General features: G+C 67.1%; 19 protein-coding genes and 1 tRNA gene. 4 read left to right on the top strand and 16 right to left on the bottom strand.

Features of this window, described 5'->3' with window-relative positions; all coding sequences use genetic code 11:
- Nucleotides 1–2: 2 nt before the first annotated feature.
- The 3 genes from QK291_RS07340 to QK291_RS07350 all read right to left on the bottom strand — a co-directional run bounded on the left by QK291_RS07340 (nt 3) and on the right by QK291_RS07350 (nt 5099).
- Entirely contained in the window at nt 3–1901 is a 1899-nt protein-coding gene (locus QK291_RS07340; protein ID WP_282380453.1) for an acetolactate synthase large subunit, read from the bottom strand.
- A 407-nt stretch (nt 1902–2308) separates the two neighbouring features.
- Entirely contained in the window at nt 2309–4030 is a 1722-nt protein-coding gene (ilvD, locus tag QK291_RS07345; RefSeq protein ID WP_282380454.1) for a dihydroxy-acid dehydratase, read from the bottom strand.
- Nucleotides 4031–4160: 130 nt separating this feature from the next.
- On the bottom strand, nt 4161–5099 hold the full coding sequence (locus QK291_RS07350; protein ID WP_282380456.1) for a LysR family transcriptional regulator: 939 nt from the start codon (nt 5097–5099) through the stop codon (nt 4161–4163).
- A gap of 103 nt (nt 5100–5202) precedes the next feature.
- On the opposite strand from QK291_RS07350, the gene QK291_RS07355 reads away from it, so the two are divergent.
- The 3 genes from QK291_RS07355 (at nt 5203) to QK291_RS07365 (ending at nt 7728) form a co-directional block, all read left to right on the top strand.
- Complete coding sequence (locus tag QK291_RS07355; RefSeq protein ID WP_282380458.1) at nt 5203–6333, top strand: hypothetical protein; 1131 nt, start codon at nt 5203–5205, stop codon at nt 6331–6333.
- 48 nt (nt 6334–6381) lie between these two features.
- Complete coding sequence (locus QK291_RS07360; RefSeq protein ID WP_282380460.1) at nt 6382–7536, top strand: PQQ-dependent sugar dehydrogenase; 1155 nt, start codon at nt 6382–6384, stop codon at nt 7534–7536.
- A 116-nt stretch (nt 7537–7652) separates the two neighbouring features.
- Nucleotides 7653–7728: transfer RNA gene (locus QK291_RS07365), tRNA-Lys, on the top strand.
- 118 nt (nt 7729–7846) lie between these two features.
- On the opposite strand, the gene QK291_RS07370 is transcribed toward QK291_RS07365, so the two are convergent.
- Nucleotides 7847–8008 carry a hypothetical protein gene (locus tag QK291_RS07370; protein WP_282380462.1) on the bottom strand — a complete coding sequence of 54 codons (162 nt, stop codon included), beginning with the start codon at nt 8006–8008 and terminating at the stop codon, nt 7847–7849.
- Between the two features lie 242 nt (nt 8009–8250).
- Between QK291_RS07370 and QK291_RS07375 the strand changes: the two genes are divergently transcribed.
- Nucleotides 8251–9942 (top strand): family 16 glycosylhydrolase, encoded by a 1692-nt coding sequence (locus QK291_RS07375; protein ID WP_282380464.1) that lies wholly within the window; start codon nt 8251–8253, stop codon nt 9940–9942.
- Between the two features lie 670 nt (nt 9943–10612).
- Here the strand turns inward: QK291_RS07375 and QK291_RS07380 are convergent.
- From QK291_RS07380 to QK291_RS07435, 12 genes are all read right to left on the bottom strand, one after another.
- The gene (locus tag QK291_RS07380; RefSeq protein WP_282380466.1) at nt 10613–10816 is read right to left on the bottom strand and encodes a hypothetical protein; all 204 of its coding nucleotides are present in this window, start codon (nt 10814–10816) and stop codon (nt 10613–10615) included.
- On the bottom strand, nt 10813–11154 hold the full coding sequence (locus QK291_RS07385; RefSeq protein WP_282380468.1) for a hypothetical protein: 342 nt from the start codon (nt 11152–11154) through the stop codon (nt 10813–10815). Before QK291_RS07385 ends, QK291_RS07380 begins: the two co-directional genes overlap by 4 nt.
- Nucleotides 11151–12899, bottom strand: a complete 1749-nt coding sequence (locus QK291_RS07390; RefSeq protein WP_282380470.1) for a glycosyltransferase — start codon at nt 12897–12899, stop codon at nt 11151–11153. The genes QK291_RS07385 and QK291_RS07390 overlap by 4 nt, the downstream gene beginning before the upstream one ends.
- A gap of 179 nt (nt 12900–13078) precedes the next feature.
- Nucleotides 13079–14335, bottom strand: coding sequence for a polysaccharide biosynthesis protein (locus QK291_RS07395; RefSeq protein WP_282380472.1), 1257 nt, complete (start codon nt 14333–14335; stop codon nt 13079–13081).
- 16 nt (nt 14336–14351) lie between these two features.
- Nucleotides 14352–15200 (bottom strand): glycosyltransferase, encoded by an 849-nt coding sequence (locus tag QK291_RS07400; RefSeq protein WP_282380474.1) that lies wholly within the window; start codon nt 15198–15200, stop codon nt 14352–14354.
- Nucleotides 15184–16296, bottom strand: coding sequence for a hypothetical protein (locus tag QK291_RS07405; RefSeq protein ID WP_282380476.1), 1113 nt, complete (start codon nt 16294–16296; stop codon nt 15184–15186). The genes QK291_RS07400 and QK291_RS07405 overlap by 17 nt, the downstream gene beginning before the upstream one ends.
- A gap of 631 nt (nt 16297–16927) precedes the next feature.
- On the bottom strand, nt 16928–17980 hold the full coding sequence (locus QK291_RS07410; protein WP_282380478.1) for a hypothetical protein: 1053 nt from the start codon (nt 17978–17980) through the stop codon (nt 16928–16930).
- Nucleotides 17977–18180 (bottom strand): hypothetical protein, encoded by a 204-nt coding sequence (locus QK291_RS07415; RefSeq protein ID WP_282380466.1) that lies wholly within the window; start codon nt 18178–18180, stop codon nt 17977–17979. The genes QK291_RS07410 and QK291_RS07415 overlap by 4 nt, the downstream gene beginning before the upstream one ends.
- The gene (locus tag QK291_RS07420) at nt 18177–18518 is read right to left on the bottom strand and encodes a hypothetical protein (RefSeq protein WP_282380468.1); all 342 of its coding nucleotides are present in this window, start codon (nt 18516–18518) and stop codon (nt 18177–18179) included. The genes QK291_RS07415 and QK291_RS07420 overlap by 4 nt, the downstream gene beginning before the upstream one ends.
- Nucleotides 18515–20263, bottom strand: coding sequence for a glycosyltransferase (locus tag QK291_RS07425; protein ID WP_282380470.1), 1749 nt, complete (start codon nt 20261–20263; stop codon nt 18515–18517). Before QK291_RS07425 ends, QK291_RS07420 begins: the two co-directional genes overlap by 4 nt.
- Nucleotides 20264–20442: 179 nt before the next feature.
- Nucleotides 20443–21699 (bottom strand): polysaccharide biosynthesis protein, encoded by a 1257-nt coding sequence (locus QK291_RS07430; RefSeq protein WP_282380472.1) that lies wholly within the window; start codon nt 21697–21699, stop codon nt 20443–20445.
- 287 nt (nt 21700–21986) lie between these two features.
- Entirely contained in the window at nt 21987–24296 is a 2310-nt protein-coding gene (locus tag QK291_RS07435) for a hypothetical protein (RefSeq protein ID WP_282380480.1), read from the bottom strand.
- Between the last annotated feature and the right edge of the window lie 25 nt (nt 24297–24321).

Raw genomic sequence — 24321 nt, forward strand, 5'->3', positions numbered from 1 at the left:
GTTCAGTCCTCCTCTTCCCATTCCGGGGTCATGTTGCGGGCAACCTGGATCTGGTCGTTGCTGACTCCGGAGGGGACCATCGGCCACACCATGGAGTTGGGGCTCACGACGAAGTCGATGACCACGGGGCGGTCATTGATCTCCAGGGCCTTCTGGATGGTGGCGTCGATGTCCTCGTCGCGGTCGCAGCGGAACGAGGCGCAGCCGTAGGCGTCCGCCAGCTTGACGAAGTCCGGGATCCGGACGGTGTCGTGGCCGGTGTTGAGGTCGGTGTTGGAGTAGCGGCCCTCGTAGAACAGGGTCTGCCACTGCCGCACCATTCCCAGCGAGGAGTTGTTGATGATGGCAACCTTGATCGGGATCTTGTTGATCGCGCACGTCGCCAGTTCCTGGTTGGTCATCTGGAAGCAGCCGTCGCCGTCGATGGCCCAGACCACGCGGTCCGGGTTGCCCACTTTGGCGCCCATGGCGGCCGGTACGGCGTAGCCCATGGTGCCGGCCCCGCCGGAGTTCAGCCAGGCGTGCGGGCGTTCGTACTTGATGAACTGTGAGGCCCACATCTGGTGCTGTCCCACGCCGGCGACATAGACGCCTTCGGGGCCGGTGAGGGCACCGATGCGTTCGATCACGCGCTGCGGGGCGCTGAGGCCGTCGTCGGGTTCGGTCCAGCCCAGCGGGTAGGTCTCCTTGAGGTTGTTCAGGAAGGTCCACCAGTTGGTGTAGTCCGGGGTGCCGGAGACGGCGAACACGGCGCGCAGGGCCTCGCTGAGTTCGGGGATGATCTCCTTGACCGAGCCCACGATCGGAACGTCGGCGGTGCGGTTCTTGGAGATCTCGGCCGGGTCGATGTCCGCGTGGATGACCTTGGCGTTCGGGGCGAAGGTCTTCAGAACTCCCGTCACCCGGTCATCGAAGCGGGCACCGAGAGTGATCAGCAGGTCCGACTGCTGCAGGGCGGTCACGGCGGAGACCGTGCCGTGCATGCCCGGCATCCCGACATGCTGCGGGTGTGAGTCCGGGAAGACGCCGCGGGCCATCAGAGTGGTGACCACGGGGGCACCGGAGAGTTCAGCGAGCTCCAGCAGTTCCGCCGAGGCGTGCGCCTTGACGACGCCGCCGCCCACATAGAGCACGGGCTTACTGGCTGCCGCGATGAGCCGGGCGGCCTCGCGGACCTGCTTGTTGTGGCCGCGGAGCACCGGGTGGTAGCCGGGCAGGTCGATCTTCGGCGGCCAGGAGAAGGTCATCTGACCCTGCTGGGCGTCCTTGGCGACGTCGACCAGGACGGGACCCGGGCGGCCGGTCGAGGCCAGGTGGAAGGCCTCGGCCATAACGTGCGGAATGTCGTTGGGGTCGGTCACCAGGAAGGAGTGCTTAGTGATCGGCATGGTGATGCCGACAATGTCCGCTTCCTGGAAGGCATCGGTGCCGATGACTCCACTGGCGACCTGGCCGGTGATGGCCACCATCGGCACGGAGTCCATATGGGCATCCATGATGGCGGTGACGAGGTTGGTGGCACCCGGACCCGAGGTGGCGATGCAGACGCCCACCCGTCCGGTGACCATGGCGTAGCCTTGCGCGGCGTGGCCGGCTCCCTGTTCGTGACGGACCAGAATGTGGTTCATTCGGGAAGCCATCAAGGGGTCGTAGGTGGGCAGGATCGCGCCACCGGGCAAACCAAAAATATCGTCCACGCCGAGTTCTTCGAGCGAGCGGACAATTGCTTGTGAACCGGTCATCACCGTCGGGGGTACGACGTTGTTCGGTCCAAGGACAGGAGAGACGGCAGCAGTGTCGAGGCCGGCGTCAGCCGGACGCTCGACGCGTTCCGAAGCCTTGTGGGCTCCAGCGGACTTAGTGGCCATCAGCGAGGGGCTGATCGGCGATCCTTTGCTCATCGGACTCTTCCTTTGTGGATCTTCGGTTGGATCTTCGGTGATCGGGTTCTGCTGGTACAGCGTGATGCTGGTGTACCGGTGGTGCGGAAATAAAAAAACCCCTCAGCCTGGCGGCTCTTCGAGGGGTTTGCGCGTGACGGTTCTTTGCCAGTGGAGGCTATGGAGCCACGCGCTTGGCAAGGACGACGGAGCCACCTGCAGTGGCGCCGGCGGTAACGAATACGATCATGCGTTCAGTTTTCCCTCTTCGTGAGACGTGTGTCAACGAGCCTGCGCTCTGTCTCACTATTTGGACTTCGTTGTCCACAGACTGAACGCCTGCCCAACTGGCCCGCAGCTAGTCACCATTATGACCGCTCATAACGGCCACACGTGCGAGCCAGCTGGGTTCAGCAGTTCAGCCGCCGCTACCCGCAGTATGCGCCCGTGGAGGCGCTGTGCACGAGCTTGGCGTACTTGGCCAGCACACCCTTGGTGAACTTGGCCGGGAGCGGCTCCCAGCCGACCTTCCGGGAGTCGAGCTCCGCCTCGTCGACCAGGAGGTCGAAGCTGCGGGCGGCGATGTCCACCCGGATTCGGTCGCCGTCCCGGACGAAGGCGATGGGGCCGCCGTCGACGGCTTCCGGGGCAACGTGGCCGATGCACAGGCCCGTCGTGCCGCCGGAGAAGCGGCCGTCGGTCAGCAGCAGCACGTCCTTGCCCAGGCCCGCACCCTTGATGGCACCGGTGATGGCAAGCATTTCGCGCATGCCCGGCCCGCCCTTGGGGCCCTCGTAGCGGATGACGACGACGTCGCCGGCCTTGATCCGGCCCTTGTCGAGCGCGTCCAGGGCACCCTGCTCGCGTTCGAAGACGCGGGCGGTGCCCTCGAAGACGTCGGCGTCGAAGCCGGCGCTCTTCACCACGGCCCCCTCGGGAGCCATCGTGCCGTGCAGGATGGTGATGCCGCCGGTCTTATGGATCGGGTTGTCCATGGCGCGGAGGATCTTGCCGTCCAGGTCCGGCGGGTTGATCGCCGCGAGGTTCTCCGCGACGGTCTTGCCCGTGACGGTGAGGCAGTCACCGTGCAGCAGGCCGGCGTCGAGCAGCGCCCGCATGATCACGGGGACGCCGCCGATCTTGTCGACGTCGGTCATGACGTAGCGCCCGAACGGCTTCAGGTCCCCCAGGTGCGGGATCCTGTCGCCGATGCGGTTGAAGTCATCCAGGGTCAGCTCCACCTCGGCCTCGCGGGCGATGGCGAGCAGGTGCAGCACGGCGTTGGTGGAGCCGCCGAAGGCCATGGTCACGGCGATCGCATTTTCGAACGCTTTCTTGGTCATGATGTCGCGGGCGGTGATGCCCTTGCGCAGGAGGTTGACCACCGCCTCACCGGACTTGCGGGCAAACTCGTCGCGGCGGCGGTCGGCCGAGGGCGGAGCCGCCGAGCCGGGCAGGGACATGCCCAGCGCTTCGCCAATGCAGGCCATGGTGTTGGCGGTGTACATGCCGCCGCAGGCGCCTTCGCCCGGGCAGATCGCCTTTTCGATGCGCGTCAGGTCTTCGAGGCTCATCTTGCCGGCGGCACAGGCGCCCACGGCTTCGAAGGCGTCGATGAGGGTGACTTCCTTTTCGGAGCCGTCCTCCAGTTTGACCCAGCCGGGCATGATGGAGCCGGCGTAGAGGAAGACGGCGGCGAGGTCAAGGCGGGCGGCGGCCATGAGCATGCCGGGCAGGGACTTGTCGCAGCCGGCCAGCAGCACGGAGCCGTCGATGCGCTCGGCCTGCATGACGGTTTCCACGGAGTCGGCGATGACCTCGCGGGACACCAGCGAGAAGTGCATGCCCTCGTGCCCCATGGAGATGCCGTCCGAGACGGAGATGGTGCCGAACTGCATCGGGAACCCGCCGCCGGCGTGCACGCCCTCCTTGGCGCCCTGGGCAAGCCGGTTCAGGGAGAGGTTGCAGGGAGTGATTTCATTCCAGGAACTGGCCACGCCAATCTGCGGCTTGGCGAAGTCGTCGTCACCCATGCCGACCGCCCGGAACATCCCGCGCGCGGGCGCGGCGTGGATTCCGTCGGTTACGACCCTGCTACGGGGCTTGATGTCCGGTTTTGTGTCTGTCGCTGTTGGGGTGTCCTCACTCATGGCTCAAAGTCTAGGGCTCCGTTGCGCGGCCCAACGACCCGGAAGGGAGCATTAAGCGTAAAACCGGGAATGTTTCGACCAAATAGTGGACTTCCGTCTCACCTGATGGACCAATCGCTGTGAAAACGGCTCAACTGAGGTGAGCGGCGTCACGCAGTTCCGGTGCTTCGGCGACCGACTTCGCTTCGGCTTTGAGCAGGGTGAGCACCTGCTGGATGGTAGTCCGGGCCGCCACGTCGGGGCGCGCGAGCGCGACGATGCTGCGGCTGGCCTTGACCCCCGCCAGCGGGCGCAGCACGAAGCCGCGGCCCTGGTTTTTCAGGGCCGTGTAGCGCGGCAGCAGACTGAGCCCGTGCCCGGCGCTGACCAGGGCCTCGAGGACCCTCAGATCGGGGAACGTCTGGGCGCGGACCGCCGGGGAGTCGGCCTGCACCTCGATCTGGCGGAGCACCGTGTCGAAAGGGAACCCCTCGGGGACTCCCATCCACGGGAAGCCGATGACGTCTTCGGCCCGCAACGTCGCCTTTCCCGCCAGCGCATGGCCCTCGGGGACGGCGACGTCGAGCGGCTCGTCGAGGAGCGGCACGACCGTCAGCCCCAGCCGGGCAAAGACGTCGGGTCCATCGACGCTGTGTGCCAACACGATGTCATAGTCGGACGTCAGGCCCGCGAACCCGGCCACGTTGGGGTCCTCGAAATGAGCCCGGAAGCGGAGACCGTCGATGGATTTGACGCGGTGCAGGAGTCCGGGGAGGAACATCTCGGCGGCGCTCGGGAAGAACGCGGCCTTGACATGGGTCTGCCAGCCGCGCCGGTAGGTGTCGATGGTGGCCTCCGCGCGGGCCATGGCGGTGGACACCTCGGCAGCGGCCCCCGCCATCGCGAGTCCGGCCTCGGTGAGTCGCACCCCCCGGCCCGACTTCTCCACCAGGACGACCCCAAGCTCCTCCTGGAGGGTCTTGAGCTGCTGTGAGACGGCTGAGGGCGTTACATTCATGGCCTCCGCCGTGGCGCCGACCGTGCCGCGGTCGGCAAGCTCGCGGAGAATACGCAGTCTCTTGAAATCCATGAAATGAGGCTACAGTGCGGCGACTTGGAGGCTGGACAGCCCCCTTCGGGCGGACGTACCGTCAAGCGACGGCACCTTGCCTCATGGACAGAAAGGCTCTGCTATGGATTGGATTATCTGGCTCGTCGTCATCGTGGCGATTGTCGCCATCGTCTGGTGGCTGCTTAACCGCAACAGCTCCCGCAGCAGCTCAAGCTCCGCGAAAAGCGGGACCGCCGCCACCCACGATTCCACCCCTCCCCACCTGCACGACGTCGACCACGACGCCTCCCACCGCGGCGCCCTTTCCGGCGGCGGGTCTGCCGCTTCCGCGTCGGCGGCCGGTTTCAACCAGGCCGAACCCGAGGCCGGAGCGGAACCCGAACCCGATGCCAGCGCGACCGCCGAAGATGCAGCGGCCGCCGAGGCGCACGCGAAGCGACGGGCGGCGGCTACGGCAGCCAGTGCCGCCGAGCCGGGCGCTACGGCAGCCAGTGCCGCCGAGCCGGGCGCTGAGGATGCGAGCACCGCCGAGCCGGGCACTGTGGCGGCGTCGGGCGCCGGCGCTGCGCACGCACCCGCCGGTGAAGTGTCCCCGGCCGGAACGTCGCCGACACAAAGCGCTGAATGGGAAACCCAGTGGTCCGAGACCCCGCCGGCAGAACAGCATGCCGCCGTTCACCCGGCGGCTGGCCACCACGAGCCTGTCCAAGGCGCCGGCCCCGGTGCCCACGTCACGGAAGCCACCGCGGCAACAGCGAACGTCCCTGTGCACCACCCTGAATACACCGAGCCCCACGCCGCCACCCTCCCCGGCGCCGAATCCGCCGCCGCGGAGACTGAGGCGGAGGCTGGCGTGGACACGAGACCCGAACGCGGGGCTTCCGTGAAGGTCCCGCCGCCGGTGCAGGAGCAGGAGCGGGCGCCGGCGCAGGCACCGGCTGAACCCGGCCCTGCCCAGGCCGAGACCCGGCAGGCAGCCATGTCCTCGGCGGCGTCCGAGACGGCGGTGGGCCACGCCGCCGAACCCGCCGGCCATCTCGCCGTCGACCAGCCCTATGGCGAGGGATCGGCGGCACCGGCGCCTGATGGCAGCGGGCCCGAGGGGTTCACCGTCAAGGGAAACGCCTCCTCAATGGTCTATTACGACGAGACCAGCCCAGCTTTCGAGGAAACCCGGGCCGAGGTCTGGTTCCTGTCCGCGGCGCACGCCGAGGCAGCGGGTTTCCGGCCGCCGCGGCGGTCGCGGCAGTAGCCCGGTGAACGGGCTGCCGGGAACCGGCGAACGGATCCCGGTGCACCGATGATGGGGACGGGAGCAGGGCGGTGGGCGGGCTTTCCGGTCGCCGCCGCACTTCTGCTGAGCGGCTGCACCCCGGCCGGCGTGGGCGGCAGCCCCGCTCCCGCTGCCACCGCTCCCCCGCCCGGCGGCCCCGTGTCCCCGGCCCCGGAGGGGTCCGCCGGCGCCCGGACGCTGCCGGGCGTCGACCAGCCGACGGCCGCCGAGAAGATCGACGCCGAACTGCAGCTGCCGTGGTCCACGGTCTTCCTGCCCGATGGCACCGCCGTCATTTCCGAACGCGACAGCGCCCTGCTCCGGAGCATTGCGCCCGGCTCAAGAAGCGGACCCGCCGGCACCATCGGAAAGGTGCCCGACGTCGTGCCCGGCGGCGAAGGCGGCTTGTTGGGGCTGGCACTGTCCCCGGACTTCGCGAGGGACCGGTATCTCTACGCCTACTACACCTCCGCCGGTGATAACCGGATCGCGCGGCTGCGCCTCGAGGAGCGTGCCGGAGAATTGGAGCTGGGACCGTCAGAGGTCATCTTCACCGGAATCCCCAAGGCCGCCACGCATAACGGCGGGCGGATCCGGTTCGGGCCGGACGGCAACCTCTACGTCGGCACCGGCGATTCGCAGCGCCGCGGCCAGCCCCAGGACCCGAACGCCCTGGGCGGCAAGATCCTGCGCCTCACCGCGGACGGGCGCCCCGCGCCGGGCAATCCCTTCGACGGCAACCCGGTGTACAGTCTTGGCCACCGCAACGTCCAGGGACTCGCCTGGGACAGCGCCGGCCGGCTGTGGGCGAGTGAATTCGGCCCCGACGTCGACGACGAACTCAACCTGATCGTGCCGGGAGGCAATTATGGCTGGCCGGAGGTCACGGGCGCCCCGCACCGCGCCGGCTTGCTGGACGCGAAGGTGGTGTGGCCGTCGACGTCGGAGTCCTCTCCGAGCGGGATTGAGATCGTCGGCGACACGGCCTACCTGGGCGCGCTCCGCGGCCAGCGGCTCTGGGCGGTTCCCCTGAACGGCGAATTCGCCGGTGATCCTGTGGGCTATTTCACACGGGTGTTCGGGCGGATCCGAGATGTCTCGCTGGCCCCGGACGGCCGCCTGTGGGTGCTTAGCAACAACAAAAACCCTGATTTTGTGCTGGTTTTGCAGCTGCCGGAGTAGCTTCGGGGGCGCCCTCCGAGCCGATTTCACACGCCGCCCAAACTCGTGTAGAGTTTCATGTCGTTGCGGAGAACAACGCGGGAACAAAAAGACCGCGGGGAGCGAAAACAACAGACGCACCTCTAGCTCAACTGGCAGAGCAATTGACTCTTAATCAATGGGTTCCGGGTTCGAGTCCCGGGGGGTGCACCAACAAAAACCCCGTCTTCACTGGCTGCTGGCCAGTAAAGACGGGGTTTTGTTTTGCCCGCATTCCCGCGGAGGGATATTCGGGCCATTTATCCCGGCCGGACCGTCTGAAGTGCTGGGGCTAAGTATTGCAGGCCGGACCAGAGGTCTCGAGCGCGGTTTGGATGTGGGCGTAGCCGGCGAGTTCCGTGCCGCGGACCCACGTGATGGACCGGCGCAGGTGGTCCGGGAGCCTGCCCATCTCCCGGATCATCGCGGCAATCCTGGACCTCGGCGGGGCCATAGTCTGGTCATAGGTAAATCGACGGCACCCGTGTTCACAGTCATCAGCTGGCCAGACCGGGCCCGCCAGGCCCTCCCGGTCCCATGTCCGCGTCCGACACGCCGACTGCAGCGACGCCACAGACCAGGTCAATGAACTGGGTGCGGGTATTCGCAGGAAATGACGTGACCATGAATGCTGCATCAATCAGGGCGTTGCTTCGACCATATGACTTTGCCGCGGGAGCCCCTATCATCTGACGTATGCGAAAACAGATGTTCGTCCTTGGGGTGGCGGCAATCTTCCTGGTTGGCTGCTCTGGCCCTTCACCTCGACCGACGGAAACGACGGCGGCGCCGGCCACCACCTCAGCGTCAGCCACGCCGACGCCTACTACGCCATCGTCAGGCTCGGCCGCGACGGATCTGAACTGGGGTACGCCGACCGCTGGCGACGAGTTCGACTATACCGGCGCACCGGACCCCGCGAAGTGGTCCGTATACGACAGCGTCGGGCACGCGGGGAATGGCATTCGGAGTCCCCAGCAGGTCACGATAGACGGTTCCAAAATGGTCATGACCGGAACACCGGACGGAACGACCGCTGGAATGAGCGCGAAGTTCGCAAACCAGAAGTACGGCCGGTGGGAGGTCCGCGCAGCGGGTTCGGGCGACAATGAGTACCATATGGTGGCGCTCCTGTGGCCGGATAGCAGGAATTGGCCGTGTGACGGCGAGGTTGACTACGCGGAGACGGCTGGCAACTGGAACGAAATCAAGTTCTTCCACCACTATTCATGTTCGAATTCCCAGACGTCCGCGTCCAAAGCTCTGGACGTTAGTCAGTTCCACAACTACGCCCTTGACTGGTCTCCGAATGGGATCGTCGGCTACATCGATGGGGTGAAATGGTTTGAGGACACCGACCCCGCACACCAGCCCCCCGGTCCGATGCACCAGACGCTACAACTGGACTGGTTCCCGGACAGCACTCCCAACGGCGCTGCCGAGATGCGAGTGGACTGGGTTCGAGTCTATGCGGCAGGCGTCGCTACTCCCCCTCCCACGCCGCAGGCATCCGGTGAGTCGTTTGAGTTCGCCGCCACCGGAGATATGAACCCTGCGGGTAACACGTCGGCCACGTCGAACAGTGGCAAGAACGCAGCCAGCATCATCGCCGGCCTTAACGACGGTTCGCTCGACAACTTCCTTGCACTGGGCGATTTCCAGTATGACAAGGGCTCCTGTTCCGCGCTCGGGGCTTTCAACGAGTTGTGGGGTCCGGCTAAGGCCAAGACGTACTGGACCGCTGGCCCGAATCATGATGTTGAACCGGGCCTGCATGACGTTGACCGGTACATGGATGGGCAGTGTGTGTCCACGGTGAAGAGTGCGACGAGCTCCGATCTTGGACGGTACCAAGACGCCCTTGAATGGTATTCATTCGACAAGGGCAACTGGCACATTCTTGTAGCGCCTTCGGCCACATGGCGTTATGACGCTGCGCGGGCGCAGGCGATGACCTCGGAGATGGATGCCAACCTGAAAGCGGCGAAGGCCGCTGGAAAGCATCTGGCGGTCATCTCCCACGATCCGTATTTCACCAGCAACACGTCGAGCCATACCCGCTTCTCTCAGGCGAAGCCGTGGATTGACATGTTCTGGGCGAACCGGGTACGTGTGTTGCTGTCCGGCTCACAGCACAATTACGAGCGGACCTGCCCGATTAACAACGCGGACCAGTGCGTTGCGGACGGGATACAACAATTCCAGGTGTCCACTGGTGGCGTCGGCCTCCGGGCGTTCACCAGCGACCCCTCTTATGTGCAGCGGAAGTTTAGCGACACATGGGGTCACCTACGGATGAGCCTCAAGGCTGACGGCTCTTATACGTGGGAATTCCGTCCCGTTTCTGGCGGAATGCAGACTGACAGCGGGTCTCGAGGCCCTGGCTAATTCGTCGGTTCACGCCGATTCGGGCACAAAACGTTGATACCGTGACCATGCCCGGCGGCGACGACAGCCAGGTTGTCGTGCCGGGCAATCACGGTGGGTATAAGGGACGTACCGCCCCATTCAGCACAAGCCGGTTAGGTCTGCGCCGTCGCTGGTCCGGGCCCAGATGCCCATCTACAGCGCGTCCGGCGCCAGATCGGTATGGACGCTTCTGGCCACTGTCCACGCGACGACGCGTCGGGAGAACACGTCGATGACCAACGTCGCTTGCACCCAGCCAACCCGGCCGGCGAACCCGGTGCGCATGGCGTCGATGCGTATGTCTCGAGATACACCGTATTCCCGGTTACGGCATGGTTACCGGCATCATTGACCGCCCCGCGAGGCGAATGGCGCCGTGCACGCCAGACTGCCCGTCCCGGTCCAGGGCCGGTCGGGGATGCACCCACGCCGACCGGCTGACGGAACAAGGCGCAGGCTTCACCTAAAGGATCAAAGTTGCGACCTGGAACCGTTCCGCGGCTACACCAACGCCATCCGGAACGTACTCCCTGAAGCCATCACCGTGGTCGACGCATTCCTCATCGTCAACTCGGAACGGCCCTGGTTGATGAGCTCCGCCGCCGCGTCCAGCGGAAAACCTTCGGGAGCCACCACCGTGCCGGGCGGCTCATGCGAGCAGTCCCAGGACGCGTGGGAGGAAGAGGACCAGGTACATCGTCCACATCACGGCGACGACCCTGGGGCTGAGCGTTAGGCCCAGGAGTCTGGGGCGTGGGGGCTGCCCGGTGTCTGCTCCGGCGCGTCGGACCTCGAGCGCGACGAGGGTCACGAGCAGGACGGCAGTCGCGAGCAGTCCCGCGAGATCGATCATGGGGTGGCCTCCTGCCGTGCGCGTGCGATGCACGCGAGGATGGTGATGGCGCCCATCGTGATGACGCACGCCTGCCAGGACCACACCACGAGGTAGAACATCACTGTGGATACCGCGGTGAGCGTGGCGAGGCCGAGCGCCAGGACGAGCAGTGCGCTGAGCGCGAGGTCAGTCACCTGCGTGAGGCGGGCCATGGCCTGCCCCGGGAGCAGGACCAGGACGGCTGTCGCGGCGACCGCCTGCAGCGGTGTCGGCAGCCCGATGAGCGTCGCCACCGACAGCGCGAGGGCCGCGAGACCGAGCGCCAGGGTGGGCCGGGTGACGCCGCCGCCGCTCATGGCGTCACCACCCGGTACACGCGTGCGTCGGCGTTGCTGAACGCGAGCTCCACGCCGTCCTGCGCGCCGAGCCACGCCTCCAGCTCATCGAAGCCTTGCGCGCTGGAGGCACCCTGGAGCACGAGACTGGCCTCCGAGGAGCGCGTGAGCAGCACGACGGCACCGCCAGGGCTGTGTCGGGCGTAGTCGTAAACGAGCGGACCGCACGTCGCGGTCGTCAGGTCGGACCGGCACATGTCATCGATCGTCCGGGCCCGGTGTTCGAGGTAGGCCTCGCTGCGCCACGGCGTCGGGTGGGCAGCGGAGATAATCGTCGAGCCCGGAGGCGCGAGACGCTGCACGGCGGCGACGGCGGCGATCTCATCGTCGGTGAAGACGTCAAACTGGGCGTTCCCGAACCGGCCCGTTACGGTCAGCACGGCCAGCAGGAAACAGGTGAGCGCCAGGGCCCCCGCGGCGCGGACAGAGGGGCGGCGGGGGCTGCCCTTCGTGGGAAGCAGGACCGAACACGCCTGCAGGGCGATGAAAGGCAACGCGAACAGCGAGACGCGGATGAGCATCTCCCCGCCGTACAACTGCGCGGGAAAGAGCAGCAGCGGGGTGAGAGCCAGGAGGACCACCCGGATGTCCAGACGTCCTCTGCGCCAGTCGCGCACCGCCCCCGCCGCGGCAAGCGCCCACAGCACAAGAGTGAGAACAATCCGGATCTGGACCACGAGCACGTGCCCGGCGGTCCCGCTCAGGCGGTCGATGACGTTCGCCTCGGTCGCGCCCTGCAGCCCTGCTTCCGCCAGCGGCGGGTTCCCGATCAGATAGGCACTCGCGGGGTAGACGAGCCAGAGCGTCAGCACGACCGCGGTGATCAGAGGCAGCCGGCTGGGCCAGACACGTCCGCTCAGGGTCAGAGCGGTGATGGCGATGAGCACCATAAACGGCGTCAACTGATGGCTCGCGCAGATGACCGCGACGAGCAACAGGGCCACCACGAGGGCACCCACCCGGTACCCCGGCCGGGGCTCCGCGGGCGACCGCCCCCGCCACCACGCCATCAGATCCGCGCGGTCACCGGGCGACCGCCCCCGCCACCACCCCGCCAGGTCGACGCGTCGGTGGCCCCGCAGAACGGGGGTCCGCGCGGCCAACGGGCCAAGGAGCAGCGCGACCACGACGAGATACAGGAAGAAGCTGAAAGCCTGGGGAGACAGGTAGTCCTGGTCCTGCCAGTTGCCGAGGCAGAAGACCCAGAGCACGAGCCAGCGCCGCCGCGGATCGCGCGTCAGGTAGCCCGTCAGCACGCCCAGGGCAACGAGCCACAAACCCATGTTGAGCACCGGCGCCCACAGGGCAACGGCCACCGGATCGAGGCCGGTCGCCGCGAGCACCGTCGCCAGGAGGGCGAAGAAACCCGGCCAGTTGAAATACGCATCAGTGTCCGGGTCGATCCCCGGAGTCCCCGAAAGGGCGTCGGCGATACCAAGATGACGGAACGCGACCTCACCGCGCGGTACGTCCGCGACGAAGGCTGCGGTCCCGAAAAGCACGAGCACCAGCACCACGACGAGCCACATCATGACCGCCCGCCGCGCCGGGCCCGCGGCATCGCCCCGCAGCGCCACGACGAACGCGACATTCAAAAGCAGAACCCCCGCCCAGAACGGGTAGGGCAGCACCGCGACGAGCCCCAGGTCGCTGTTCACCGGCACGGCCACCGTGGAGGCGGCCCACACGGCAAGCGCCAACGCCACGGCGCCCGCCAGCGCGCACCACACCTCACGGGCCTTCCAGCGGCCCCCGGTGCGGGTGGCCGGATCCAGCGCGCCGGTCATCGCCTCTCCTGCCGCCTCTCCTGCATGACGCGCCGCAGGACGGCCACTCGTCGCCTCTGCTGCCACGTCTCCTGCATGACGCGCCGGAGGACGGCCGCTCATCGCGCGTCCTGCCGCACGCGCCGAAGGACAACGACCAGCCGGAGGCCGACACCCGCGGCCCCGACGGAGAGCACCACCAACCACGCAAGGGCCATGGCGGTGGCGCCCCTCTCGGCGGCCCACAACGCCGCGGTGCAAAGGGCGACTCCGAGCATCACGCCAACCACGATCGCCTCCGCATAGCGACCACGGGCCCGGCACACGGCGTTATAAGCCTGCAGCACCGCATACGGCACCAGCCCGGCCGCCAACCACCGCAAAGCGCCGGCGGACGAATCGGCATACCGCTCCCCCATCAGACCAAGCAACGGATGAGCGAGGATGACGAGGACAGCCGCAGCCAGACCCCCGACGGCGACCGACCAACGAAGACTCGCCCAGGTGGTCGAGACCAGCCGGTCAGGTTCGCGGACCCCCTCGGAGAACTGGACAATACCCATCAGCATCGGAGCCGAGTACGCCGCCCAGGCCATCATCCACGCCGGATACCAGTAGGCAGCCGCCTCCGGCGCCACCATATGCGCGAGCAGGAGCGGCAGCACCAGCCCGGGGGCACGCTCCGTGAGCGTGAGGAGCTGGTACGGAAGGCCCACCGCCAGCAACGGACGACCCCGCGCCGAGCGCAAAGACGGCCGCGGCCGGTAGCCCACCAGACGCCGCAACTGGACCGCACCAACCACACACGCCACAGTCGTCCCCAGAGTCCAGCAAGCCATCAACACATCAGCAGAAACCCCCCGCGACCACCACGCCACGAGCGCAGCAGCCCCGAGCGAAACCCCACCGCCCAACGCATACCTCGAAGTCGCACTGGCACCGCGCCCCAACGCCACCAGCGCCTGATCCAACACGATCACCAGAGTCCCGGTAACAGCAGCGACAAGGAACGTGAGCCAGAAAAGAACCGACACCAAAGCCGTATCCGGCATCAACACCGACTGCAACACAAGATAACCCAGGGCCAACACCGACCCGGCCACCCCCACAATCGCAAACGCCGCATCCAGCACCCGCGCAGGCGGCTCCCCCCGCCCCACCGCCACAATAACCGCCGACCCGGCACCCATCACCGCGAGCTGCGTACAGATCATCACCGCCGAAACCGCCGCCATCGTAAGCCCGACCTCACGATCAGACGCCGCACGCGCCGCCACCACCCAGAACGCGAAACCCGCACCCGTCTGGGCAGCCTTAGCCACAACCAGCCCAAGCGAACTACGCAACGCCGAATGCCGGACGATCGAGGCGTCCATGACAACAGTCCCCCGCTCAGCGCTCACGACGCAAACCCCTCGCCATAGCCGCGTAGTTGTACCAACAAAACGCCACATAATAACGCAACCACCGAGGCTGGCCACCGGCGAGGCTCAAGGCGCTGCCCCGGACTGCCGCGGCGGCCGGCAATAGCGCCAACCTCGCACCGCGCCATCCGTGCTTGCGGACCATCCGACCCAGTCCCGTTCCGTCCATGAGGAACTGATCCAGCGCGAAGTCGAAGTCGTCTGCGGCGAAACGATGTTCGACGACGACCCGGCGTGACACCGCCGTTCGCAGCCCGGAGTTCCGCATCCGCCAACGCAGCTCGATGTCCTCCCCCGACTTGAACGAGTCATCGAAACCCACGCCCAGCATCAGCTCCCGGTCGACGATCGTTGCCACGAGCCCGAACCAGTTGCGGCTGCGTCCGGTGCGATGGTGATGTGCCAGCGCCTGCCCCCAGTAGCCCGGTCCAGCGACACTCTCCAAACCGGCCTGGAGGGCGTCGTAGTCGCCCTCGACCAACTCCGTAAGCAGGTCGGCGACCCCGTCGGGCCCGAACACGACGTCGGCGTCGACGAGCAGGACCCATCGGGTGTTGCTGCTCCGCACACCAAGCGTTCGAGCCCATGGCAGGCCGCGGCCCTCGTCACTCACGACCCGGGCACCGGCCGCGAGGGCCAGGTCGACGGTGCGGTCCGTGGAGCATCCGTCCACCACGATGATCTCAGCGACACCGGACTGGCGCAGGGCCTCCAGACAGCGCGGGAGCAGGTCCTCCGCGTTGCGGGCCGGAACGACCGCGGTGACCTCGGAAGGGCTGTGACCCACTGTGTCCACCCCCTCAGATCTGCTCGTCAAGGACCGACGGTAGCAGCTGCTCGAGATACCGGACGATGTCGTCCGATGCCTCGTCCGCCGAGTATGCGGAGGGCACCTGCAGCAGGTGGCAGGGACGTCCGTCCAGCGCCTTGCTGAGCACCACTCCCTTCGCCGCGAAATGCTCGCGCCACGGGAGGACAGACGTGGCCGCCAGGCCGGTCACGACCCGCTGCGAGAAGCCCGCCATCTCGATGTGGAAGTTGCCGAGCATGCGGTCGACCATCCAATCGCTCGTCCGCTCGACGATCCGAGACCGGGAGCCCTCGAAGCGCTCGATGTAGATGGCGGCCGCGAGCGGGGCCGAGGTGGTCACTTCCCGCCCCGGGAAAGCGGTCCCCGGATCGACCATGCGGTGCTCCGGCGACCAGCGCCGGGAGAAGTCCGCGAGGCGCGGATAACGGATGACGTACGGGTGCACCACCGTGGTGAGACGGCCGACGGTCTCCGAGAGCCCTGAGGGGACCAGCGGCTTGCGGACACCTTCGAACAGGTGCGGGTAGATGGCCCGGTGGTGCGGCTTGATGAACATCGGCTTCGCGTAGCCGAGCATGGTGGCGTCCTCGGCGAGGAAGGCCCAATCGTCGCCCATGAACGACCACCCCTCCCGCCGCATCAGCTTGGCGGCAGTGCTCGTCTTACCGGTCCCTCCGGCTGCGGGAAGCGCGATCGCGTGACCCCGGTACGCCATCGTTGCCGCGTGGATCATGCCAGCCCCCTGACCGACCATGGCGGCATCGAGAACGGGGACCACGGAGGTCAACAGCTCGCCCGGCCCGTGAATGCGCCACTGCTCTGCGTCCCTCACGACCTGGACGCGGTCGGCTTGGAAACGCACGCTGTTCTCCGTATACGCGAGCTCGTGCTCAACCAGACCCGCATCCGGCATCGGCTCGAGCCGGTCGTCGACGACGATGTCAGCCGGCCGCTCGGTGTCGGTGGCGAAACACGCCAACATGCTCTGGAGCTGGGCCGCTGCCGGCGCCTCCGCGTCGACGCGAATCATGACGCGGCCGTGGATGTCGAAGTGCAGTGTCTTTGTCTTGGCCTTGGTCTTGGTCCTGGTCCTGGTCTGCATGGTCGTCCCCTGTCTGAGTGGTGTCGGTCGGATGGTGTCTCGGCCCCGGCGACTAGTCCATCCAGTGCCCCTTCAGGGATTAGAAACCCCCGGCCGAGTGACTCTGCCCATATCGACCGTATGGCAGGCCGGCCGGGTAAACACCAGTAGTGATTACTTGCTTTTACACCGCGTCCTACGCTTTTACTTCGCGTCCTACGTAGGGAATTTCGTGCCCCGCCAGAGCCAGGGGTGCGCATCGCACCGGGCTTGATGGAGGCATCGAATACCAGGCAGGATGATTCCCGGGCCAGCGCGACGGAAGTACCCAAACGAGCCGCGTGAGCGCGCAACGCGGATGGCCATTGGAAGGGCCTGCGACCAGGACCGAGGACGGCGGACTCGGACCGGATCACGGAGCTCGAGCGCGATGTCCGTGAGTTGGGCGGGCGAACACGATCCCGAAGCAGGCCTCGGCTCGTCCATCGCGGCGGAGCTCGAACGCCGGCTCGTCTACGCGGGGTCTGTCATCGACGTGTTCGCCCGCAGAGTGGATCAGGTCCCCGGGTGCTCGTCTTCGTAGCGTCGTGGCGCCGGTTTGCGGACGGGCAGCCCGGTACCCTGACCACGGGTGCGCTGACAGCGGTATGGCTCAGCCAACGGCCGGACGCCAGTACCGCAGCCCGCCGCTGGTGGTGCCGTCGCGGGCGACGTCGACCATGGCGTACGGGAACGCCCGACGATCTGACTGGTCAGGCCCGCGACCGCGGACGTCCGAACACCACGTGCCGGTGTTGACGTACCGGGTAGGGGACGCCTCGAGCGCCGACTCGAGGGCCCGGTGCGTGTGGCCCGAGACGTACCAGGCCACCCCTGAACCGTGCATCTCGAGGGTACGTGCGAATCGGCCCGCTGCAGCAGGGGCCGCCTCGCCGGAGACCCTTCGCCCGGCGGCCGCGAGCACCATGCGAGTCGCGGCGACCGGGACCGCCGACACCGTCCGGAACCTGGACAGGCGCGCCAGGTCCCGAACGGCCACCCCGTTGAGCGCGAGCCGCAGTGACTCGTTCTGCAAGAGCTCGTCGTACTCGAGCTCGCGGACGCGGCGTTCCGCCCGCTCGGACGCCAGGCAGGCCCGGGCAACGGCCCCGGCACGGCTCAGGCGCGACCTCGACGGATGAGCGTTCCAGGCAGCGAGCGGCGGTAGGTCCAGATCGTCGGTGCCGTTAACCGCCGAGCGGAGTACCTCGGGCGTCCGGTGCAACGCGTGGTGCTGGTGCCCGTGCTCAGCCACCAGCACGTGGGGCACGTGCAGGAACCAAGGGTGCACCCGGACCCGCGTGGGATCGGCGGGCGACAGCAGCGCCGACAGGCGGGCGGCCACCGAGGGCCGGGCCAGCTCCACATCGTGGTTGCCGCACACGAAGTGCAGCTGCACGCCGCGCTCCGCACACTCCTTCAGCGCCCGGAACGTGTCGACGTGGCGGGCGAGGATGGACTCGAGCCGAGCCAGGCTCTCGTCTTCGGCGAACCCGACCAGCTCAAACGTGTCACCGACGAAGACGACGTGCTGCTGCGGACCGGAGGCTGCGAGCACCTCGCGGCGCAGGAATTCGGGCAGGACTTCGCCGGGGCACCGGGGGTCCTGGTCCGTCATGCCCAGATGGAGGTCGCTGAGGAGCCACCACCGTGCCGGGCGGCTCATGCGAGCAGTCCCAGGACGCGTGGGAGGAAGAGGACCAGGTACATCGTCCACATCACGGCGACGACCCTGGGGCTGAGCGTTAGGCCCAGGAGTCTGGGGCGTGGGGGCTGCCCGGTGTCTGCTCCGGCGCGTCGGACCTCGAGCGCGACGAGGGTCACGAGCAGGACGGCAGTCGCGAGCAGTCCCGCGAGATCGATCATGGGGTGGCCTCCTGCCGTGCGCGTGCGATGCACGCGAGGATGGTGATGGCGCCCATCGTGATGACGCACGCCTGCCAGGACCACACCACGAGGTAGAACATCACTGTGGATACCGCGGTGAGCGTGGCGAGGCCGAGCGCCAGGACGAGCAGTGCGCTGAGCGCGAGGTCAGTCACCTGCGTGAGGCGGGCCATGGCCTGCCCCGGGAGCAGGACCAGGACGGCTGTCGCGGCGACCGCCTGCAGCGGTGTCGGCAGCCCGATGAGCGTCGCCACCGACAGCGCGAGGGCCGCGAGACCGAGCGCCAGGGTGGGCCGGGTGACGCCGCCGCCGCTCATGGCGTCACCACCCGGTACACGCGTGCGTCGGCGTTGCTGAACGCGAGCTCCACGCCGTCCTGCGCGCCGAGCCACGCCTCCAGCTCATCGAAGCCTTGCGCGCTGGAGGCACCCTGGAGCACGAGACTGGCCTCCGAGGAGCGCGTGAGCAGCACGACGGCACCGCCAGGGCTGTGTCGGGCGTAGTCGTAAACGAGCGGACCGCACGTCGCGGTCGTCAGGTCGGACCGGCACATGTCATCGATCGTCCGGGCCCGGTGTTCGAGGTAGGCCTCGCTGCGCCACGGCGTCGGGTGGGCAGCGGAGATAATCGTCGAGCCCGGAGGCGCGAGACGCTGCACGGCGGCGACGGCGGCGATCTCATCGTCGGTGAAGACGTCAAACTGGGCGTTCCCGAACCGGCCCGTTACGGTCAGCACGGCCAGCAGGAAACAGGTGAGCGCCAGGGCCCCCGCGGCGCGGACAGAGGGGCGGCGGGGGCTGCCCTTCGTGGGAAGCAGGACCGAACACGCCTGCAGGGCGATGAAAGGCAACGCGAACAGCGAGACGCGGATGAGCATCTCCCCGCCGTACAACTGCGCGGGAAAGAGCAGCAGCGGGGTGAGAGCCAGGAGGACCACCCGGATGTCCAGACGTCCTCTGCGCCAGTCGCGCACCGCCCCCGCCGCGGCAAGCGCCCACAGCACAAGAGTGAGAACAATCCGGATCTGGACCACGAGCACGTGCCCGGCGGTCCCGCTCAGGCGGTCGATGACGTTCGCCTCGGTCGCGCCCTGCAGCCCTGCTTCCGCCAGCGGCGGGTTCCCGATCAGATAGGCACTCGCGGGGTAGACGAGCCAGAGCGTCAGCACGACCGCGGTGATCAGAGGCAGCCGGCTGGGCCAGACACGTCCGCTCAGGGTCAGAGCGGTGATGGCGATGAGCACCATAAACGGCGTCAACTGATGGCTCGCGCAGATGACCGCGACGAGCAACAGGGCCACCACGAGGGCACCCACCCGGTACCCCGGCCGGGGCTCCGCGGGCGACCGCCCCCGCCACCACGCCATCAGATCCGCGCGGTCACCGGGCGACCGCCCCCGCCACCACCCCGCCAGGTCGACGCGTCGGTGGCCCCGCAGAACGGGGGTCCGCGCGGCCAACGGGCCAAGGAGCAGCGCGACCACGACGAGATACAGGAAGAAGCTGAAAGCCTGGGGAGACAGGTAGTCCTGGTCCTGCCAGTTGCCGAGGCAGAAGACCCAGAGCACGAGCCAGCGCCGCCGCGGATCGCGCGTCAGGTAGCCCGTCAGCACGCCCAGGGCAACGAGCCACAAACCCATGTTGAGCACCGGCGCCCACAGGGCAACGGCCACCGGATCGAGGCCGGTCGCCGCGAGCACCGTCGCCAGGAGGGCGAAGAAACCCGGCCAGTTGAAATACGCATCAGTGTCCGGGTCGATCCCCGGAGTCCCCGAAAGGGCGTCGGCGATACCAAGATGACGGAACGCGACCTCACCGCGCGGTACGTCCGCGACGAAGGCTGCGGTCCCGAAAAGCACGAGCACCAGCACCACGACGAGCCACATCATGACCGCCCGCCGCGCCGGGCCCGCGGCATCGCCCCGCAGCGCCACGACGAACGCGACATTCAAAAGCAGAACCCCCGCCCAGAACGGGTAGGGCAGCACCGCGACGAGCCCCAGGTCGCTGTTCACCGGCACGGCCACCGTGGAGGCGGCCCACACGGCAAGCGCCAACGCCACGGCGCCCGCCAGCGCGCACCACACCTCACGGGCCTTCCAGCGGCCCCCGGTGCGGGTGGCCGGATCCAGCGCGCCGGTCATCGCCTCTCCTGCCGCCTCTCCTGCATGACGCGCCGCAGGACGGCCACTCGTCGCCTCTGCTGCCACGTCTCCTGCATGACGCGCCGGAGGACGGCCGCTCATCGCGCGTCCTGCCGCACGCGCCGAAGGACAACGACCAGCCGGAGGCCGACACCCGCGGCCCCGACGGAGAGCACCACCAACCACGCAAGGGCCATGGCGGTGGCGCCCCTCTCGGCGGCCCACAACGCCGCGGTGCAAAGGGCGACTCCGAGCATCACGCCAACCACGATCGCCTCCGCATAGCGACCACGGGCCCGGCACACGGCGTTATAAGCCTGCAGCACCGCATACGGCACCAGCCCGGCCGCCAACCACCGCAAAGCGCCGGCGGACGAATCGGCATACCGCTCCCCCATCAGACCAAGCAACGGATGAGCGAGGATGACGAGGACAGCCGCAGCCAGACCCCCGACGGCGACCGACCAACGAAGACTCGCCCAGGTGGTCGAGACCAGCCGGTCAGGTTCGCGGACCCCCTCGGAGAACTGGACAATACCCATCAGCATCGGAGCCGAGTACGCCGCCCAGGCCATCATCCACGCCGGATACCAGTAGGCAGCCGCCTCCGGCGCCACCATATGCGCGAGCAGGAGCGGCAGCACCAGCCCGGGGGCACGCTCCGTGAGCGTGAGGAGCTGGTACGGAAGGCCCACCGCCAGCAACGGACGACCCCGCGCCGAGCGCAAAGACGGCCGCGGCCGGTAGCCCACCAGACGCCGCAACTGGACCGCACCAACCACACACGCCACAGTCGTCCCCAGAGTCCAGCAAGCCATCAACACATCAGCAGAAACCCCCCGCGACCACCACGCCACGAGCGCAGCAGCCCCGAGCGAAACCCCACCGCCCAACGCATACCTCGAAGTCGCACTGGCACCGCGCCCCAACGCCACCAGCGCCTGATCCAACACGATCACCAGAGTCCCGGTAACAGCAGCGACAAGGAACGTGAGCCAGAAAAGAACCGACACCAAAGCCGTATCCGGCATCAACACCGACTGCAACACAAGATAACCCAGGGCCAACACCGACCCGGCCACCCCCACAATCGCAAACGCCGCATCCAGCACCCGCGCAGGCGGCTCCCCCCGCCCCACCGCCACAATAACCGCCGACCCGGCACCCATCACCGCGAGCTGCGTACAGATCATCACCGCCGAAACCGCCGCCATCGTAAGCCCGACCTCACGATCAGACGCCGCACGCGCCGCCACCACCCAGAACGCGAAACCCGCACCCGTCTGGGCAGCCTTAGCCACAACCAGCCCAAGCGAACTACGCAACGCCGAATGCCGGACGATCGAGGCGTCCATGACAACAGTCCCCCGCTCAGCGCTCACGACGCAAACCCCTCGCCATAGCCGCGTAGTTGTACCAACAAAACGCCACATAATAACGCAACCACCGAGGCTGGCCCGTGAATGCGGCATTGCTCAGCGTCCCTCACCTGGACCCGATCGACTGGGAAACGCACGATGATCTCCGTGTACGCAAGCTCGTGCTCAACCAGAACCTTGGTGTGGGTCTGCATGGTCGTCCCCTGTCTGGGTGGTGTCGATCGGATGGTGTGGACGGTGTCGGCCGTGTCGACGGTGTCCGCCTATTTCGTCAGCGTGAGCACCAGCTTTGGCGCGGCCGCACTGCCGGCCTCCCTGGAGTTGAGGTCCAGGCCGTCGCTGCTGCTCGAGTCCATCCCAAGAGAGAGCTGTTGGCCGAGCACACCACTGAGGGTCAGCGGAACGTCGTAGTTGGTGTTGGTCGCTGTCGGGCCCAGCTTGCCGATGCTGGCGCCGAGCGCCGGACGGCCACTGTTGTACGTGATCCCGGTCTCGTTCCACGCGTTATCAGCGACCTTGACGTTCTGCGTACCCGTCGACCCACTCCCGGCGCTGCGCAGCTGCAATGTCGCCTTCTCGAGCGTCCTGCCCGCATACGCCCCCAGGTCGAACCTCAAGTACGTGACCTCCACCGGGCTGTTATCCACACCCAACATGGTGCCCGTGCCAAAATTCGTCCCCGGCGTCGCGCTCGTCACATAGCTGTCAGCGGTGGCCGTGAGGGTGACGGTCTCCGTCGTGCCTCCGCCGGAGCCGACGGTCCAGGTCTGGGTCGCCGGTGTCGCATCGGTGTTGCCGGCTGCGTCGGTGGCCCAAACGTTGAATGTGTGGGACCCGGCCGACAACCCGGTGTAGGTCTGCGGCGAGGTGCACGCCACGCGAGTTGCGCCATCCAGGCTGCACTGGAAGGTCGAATTGGCTTCACTCGAGAATGCGAAGGAAGCGCTGGTCGACGTCGTTGTTGCAGGTGGTCCCGAAGTGATCGTCGTCTCAGGGGCCGTCGTGTCACCGCCACCGCCACCACCTGCGCCCGGCTCGAAATAGTGCCAGTACCGGCTGGTGGCGTTCACGTCGGCGAGCACCAGCAGGCCGCTGTTGGCCGTACCCCACGCCGTGCTGTTGAGGTTCTGTTTCGTCGACGTCACGTTATGGACATACTGGTCGGCGTCCACGATGCGAGCGGTCTTCGTCGTGGTGAATTTGATATCGCTCAGCGGCGTTGACTTCTCGTAGATCGCACCCCCCGAGGTAGTGCAGGCACCCGCGTTCGTCGTGCCGCTCGGCTTCGGATAGGTAGCGAAGGTACGCAGTTTCTGCGTACTCTCATCAATCAGGACGATCACCCGGTTGGGGCACTCCGCCACAGTCGCGATCGTGTTCACGGACCAGGTCGAACCATTGAACGATAGAAGCTGGATCAGGGGCAGAGACGCCGACGTGTTCGAGGTCTTGACGGCTGCGAAAACCCGGCCGCCCGAGGAGTCCAGCCACTTCAAGTTCATGTGGTCATCCGCGCTGCGCTGCCCCTTCACCGCCGCGACAGGAGTGGTCCAGGTGGTTTTTGACTCTCCATTGACGTGGGAGCTCCAGTACATGCCGTCGGTGGAGTCACCGACCTGCCGGCTCCACATGACACCCATATGTCCGTTGTACGCGATCAGGGCCGAGGTGTCGTCCACAGAGACGTTGCTTAGCGACGCAGGATGCGGGAACCCTGCAGACGATTCCCACGTGAAGCCATCCGTGCCGGTGACGTTAAGGTAGATCCGGTTACCCTGCTGCCACGTCGCCCACACCCGACCCGTCGAGTCCTTGTCGATGGTCAGCACCTCAACGCGGGAGTTGTTGATCTTCGTGGAAGTCAGCAGCGTGTACTTCTTCGTGCCTGAGTCGTACTTGTACCGCCGAAGCGTCGACGGGTAGTTCGGCTCAGCCGGCAGACCGTCGTTGACGAACCGGTAGCTCGCCACATACAACGTCGTCCCGTCCCACATCACGTCATGATGAGTGTTCGCCCGCGTTTCCGTCGCCACACCCGTATTGACCCATGAACTCGTTGCTGTATTGAACCGGAAGATGTGAAAATCCGAGCTGGCGTTGTCCCACAGGTTCCCCCACCAGACCCCGTCGTTGAACCACAACGCACTGATGGCCCGCTTCGTACCTGTCGGCGTCCCCGTCCCCGAATGCGACGGACCCTGGACCCCAACATCGCCCGTAGCAGCCGACGCTGCAACCGGCACGACAACAGCACTCAGCGCAAGCAGCAGCGCTGTCAGCAGTGCTGCCAGGAGTGCACCGAGCCGCGGATTCCGCGACGCGCGTGGACGCAGGCCAGCCGTGCGATCACCTCCCGACCTGACGCCACGCCAGGAAGTCCTGCGCACCCTGGAACAACGGTTCTTGACTCGGGCTACGCCCAAAAGGGACGCCGCCGCAAGCCGTCCTACCGCAGACGCATTCTGGTTGCTCATGTTTTCATCCTTCCGATGGTCAAGCTGTGAAAGTTTGACGGTGCCGATCCACCGCGCCCCCGGCCAATCCGCGGATGGCCGGAAATTGAAGTCGAGCACTTTAGGCTCCTTTCGCCATGGTGAT

The organism is Arthrobacter sp. AL12 (assembly GCF_029960645.1).
Lineage (GTDB): Bacteria > Actinomycetota > Actinomycetes > Actinomycetales > Micrococcaceae > Arthrobacter.

What these genes read in the sequence shown, in the direction of transcription:
- QK291_RS07385 (WP_282380468.1), bottom strand. Translation starts at nt 11,154, where the DNA reads ATGAGCGGCGGCGGCGTCACCCGGCCCACCCTGGCGCTCGGTCTCGCG.
- QK291_RS07360 (WP_282380460.1), top strand. Translation starts at nt 6,382, where the DNA reads ATGATGGGGACGGGAGCAGGGCGGTGGGCGGGCTTTCCGGTCGCCGCC.
- QK291_RS07430 (WP_282380472.1), bottom strand. Translation starts at nt 21,699, where the DNA reads ATGGACGCCTCGATCGTCCGGCATTCGGCGTTGCGTAGTTCGCTTGGG.
- QK291_RS07415 (WP_282380466.1), bottom strand. Translation starts at nt 18,180, where the DNA reads ATGATCGATCTCGCGGGACTGCTCGCGACTGCCGTCCTGCTCGTGACC.
- QK291_RS07350 (WP_282380456.1), bottom strand. Translation starts at nt 5,099, where the DNA reads ATGGATTTCAAGAGACTGCGTATTCTCCGCGAGCTTGCCGACCGCGGC.
- QK291_RS07370 (WP_282380462.1), bottom strand. Translation starts at nt 8,008, where the DNA reads ATGGCCCCGCCGAGGTCCAGGATTGCCGCGATGATCCGGGAGATGGGC.
- QK291_RS07380 (WP_282380466.1), bottom strand. Translation starts at nt 10,816, where the DNA reads ATGATCGATCTCGCGGGACTGCTCGCGACTGCCGTCCTGCTCGTGACC.
- QK291_RS07375 (WP_282380464.1), top strand. Translation starts at nt 8,251, where the DNA reads ATGCGAAAACAGATGTTCGTCCTTGGGGTGGCGGCAATCTTCCTGGTT.
- QK291_RS07410 (WP_282380478.1), bottom strand. Translation starts at nt 17,980, where the DNA reads ATGAGCCGCCCGGCACGGTGGTGGCTCCTCAGCGACCTCCATCTGGGC.
- QK291_RS07420 (WP_282380468.1), bottom strand. Translation starts at nt 18,518, where the DNA reads ATGAGCGGCGGCGGCGTCACCCGGCCCACCCTGGCGCTCGGTCTCGCG.
- QK291_RS07405 (WP_282380476.1), bottom strand. Translation starts at nt 16,296, where the DNA reads ATGCAGACCAGGACCAGGACCAAGACCAAGGCCAAGACAAAGACACTG.
- QK291_RS07355 (WP_282380458.1), top strand. Translation starts at nt 5,203, where the DNA reads ATGGATTGGATTATCTGGCTCGTCGTCATCGTGGCGATTGTCGCCATC.
- QK291_RS07395 (WP_282380472.1), bottom strand. Translation starts at nt 14,335, where the DNA reads ATGGACGCCTCGATCGTCCGGCATTCGGCGTTGCGTAGTTCGCTTGGG.
- ilvD (WP_282380454.1), bottom strand. Translation starts at nt 4,030, where the DNA reads ATGAGTGAGGACACCCCAACAGCGACAGACACAAAACCGGACATCAAG.
- QK291_RS07340 (WP_282380453.1), bottom strand. Translation starts at nt 1,901, where the DNA reads ATGAGCAAAGGATCGCCGATCAGCCCCTCGCTGATGGCCACTAAGTCC.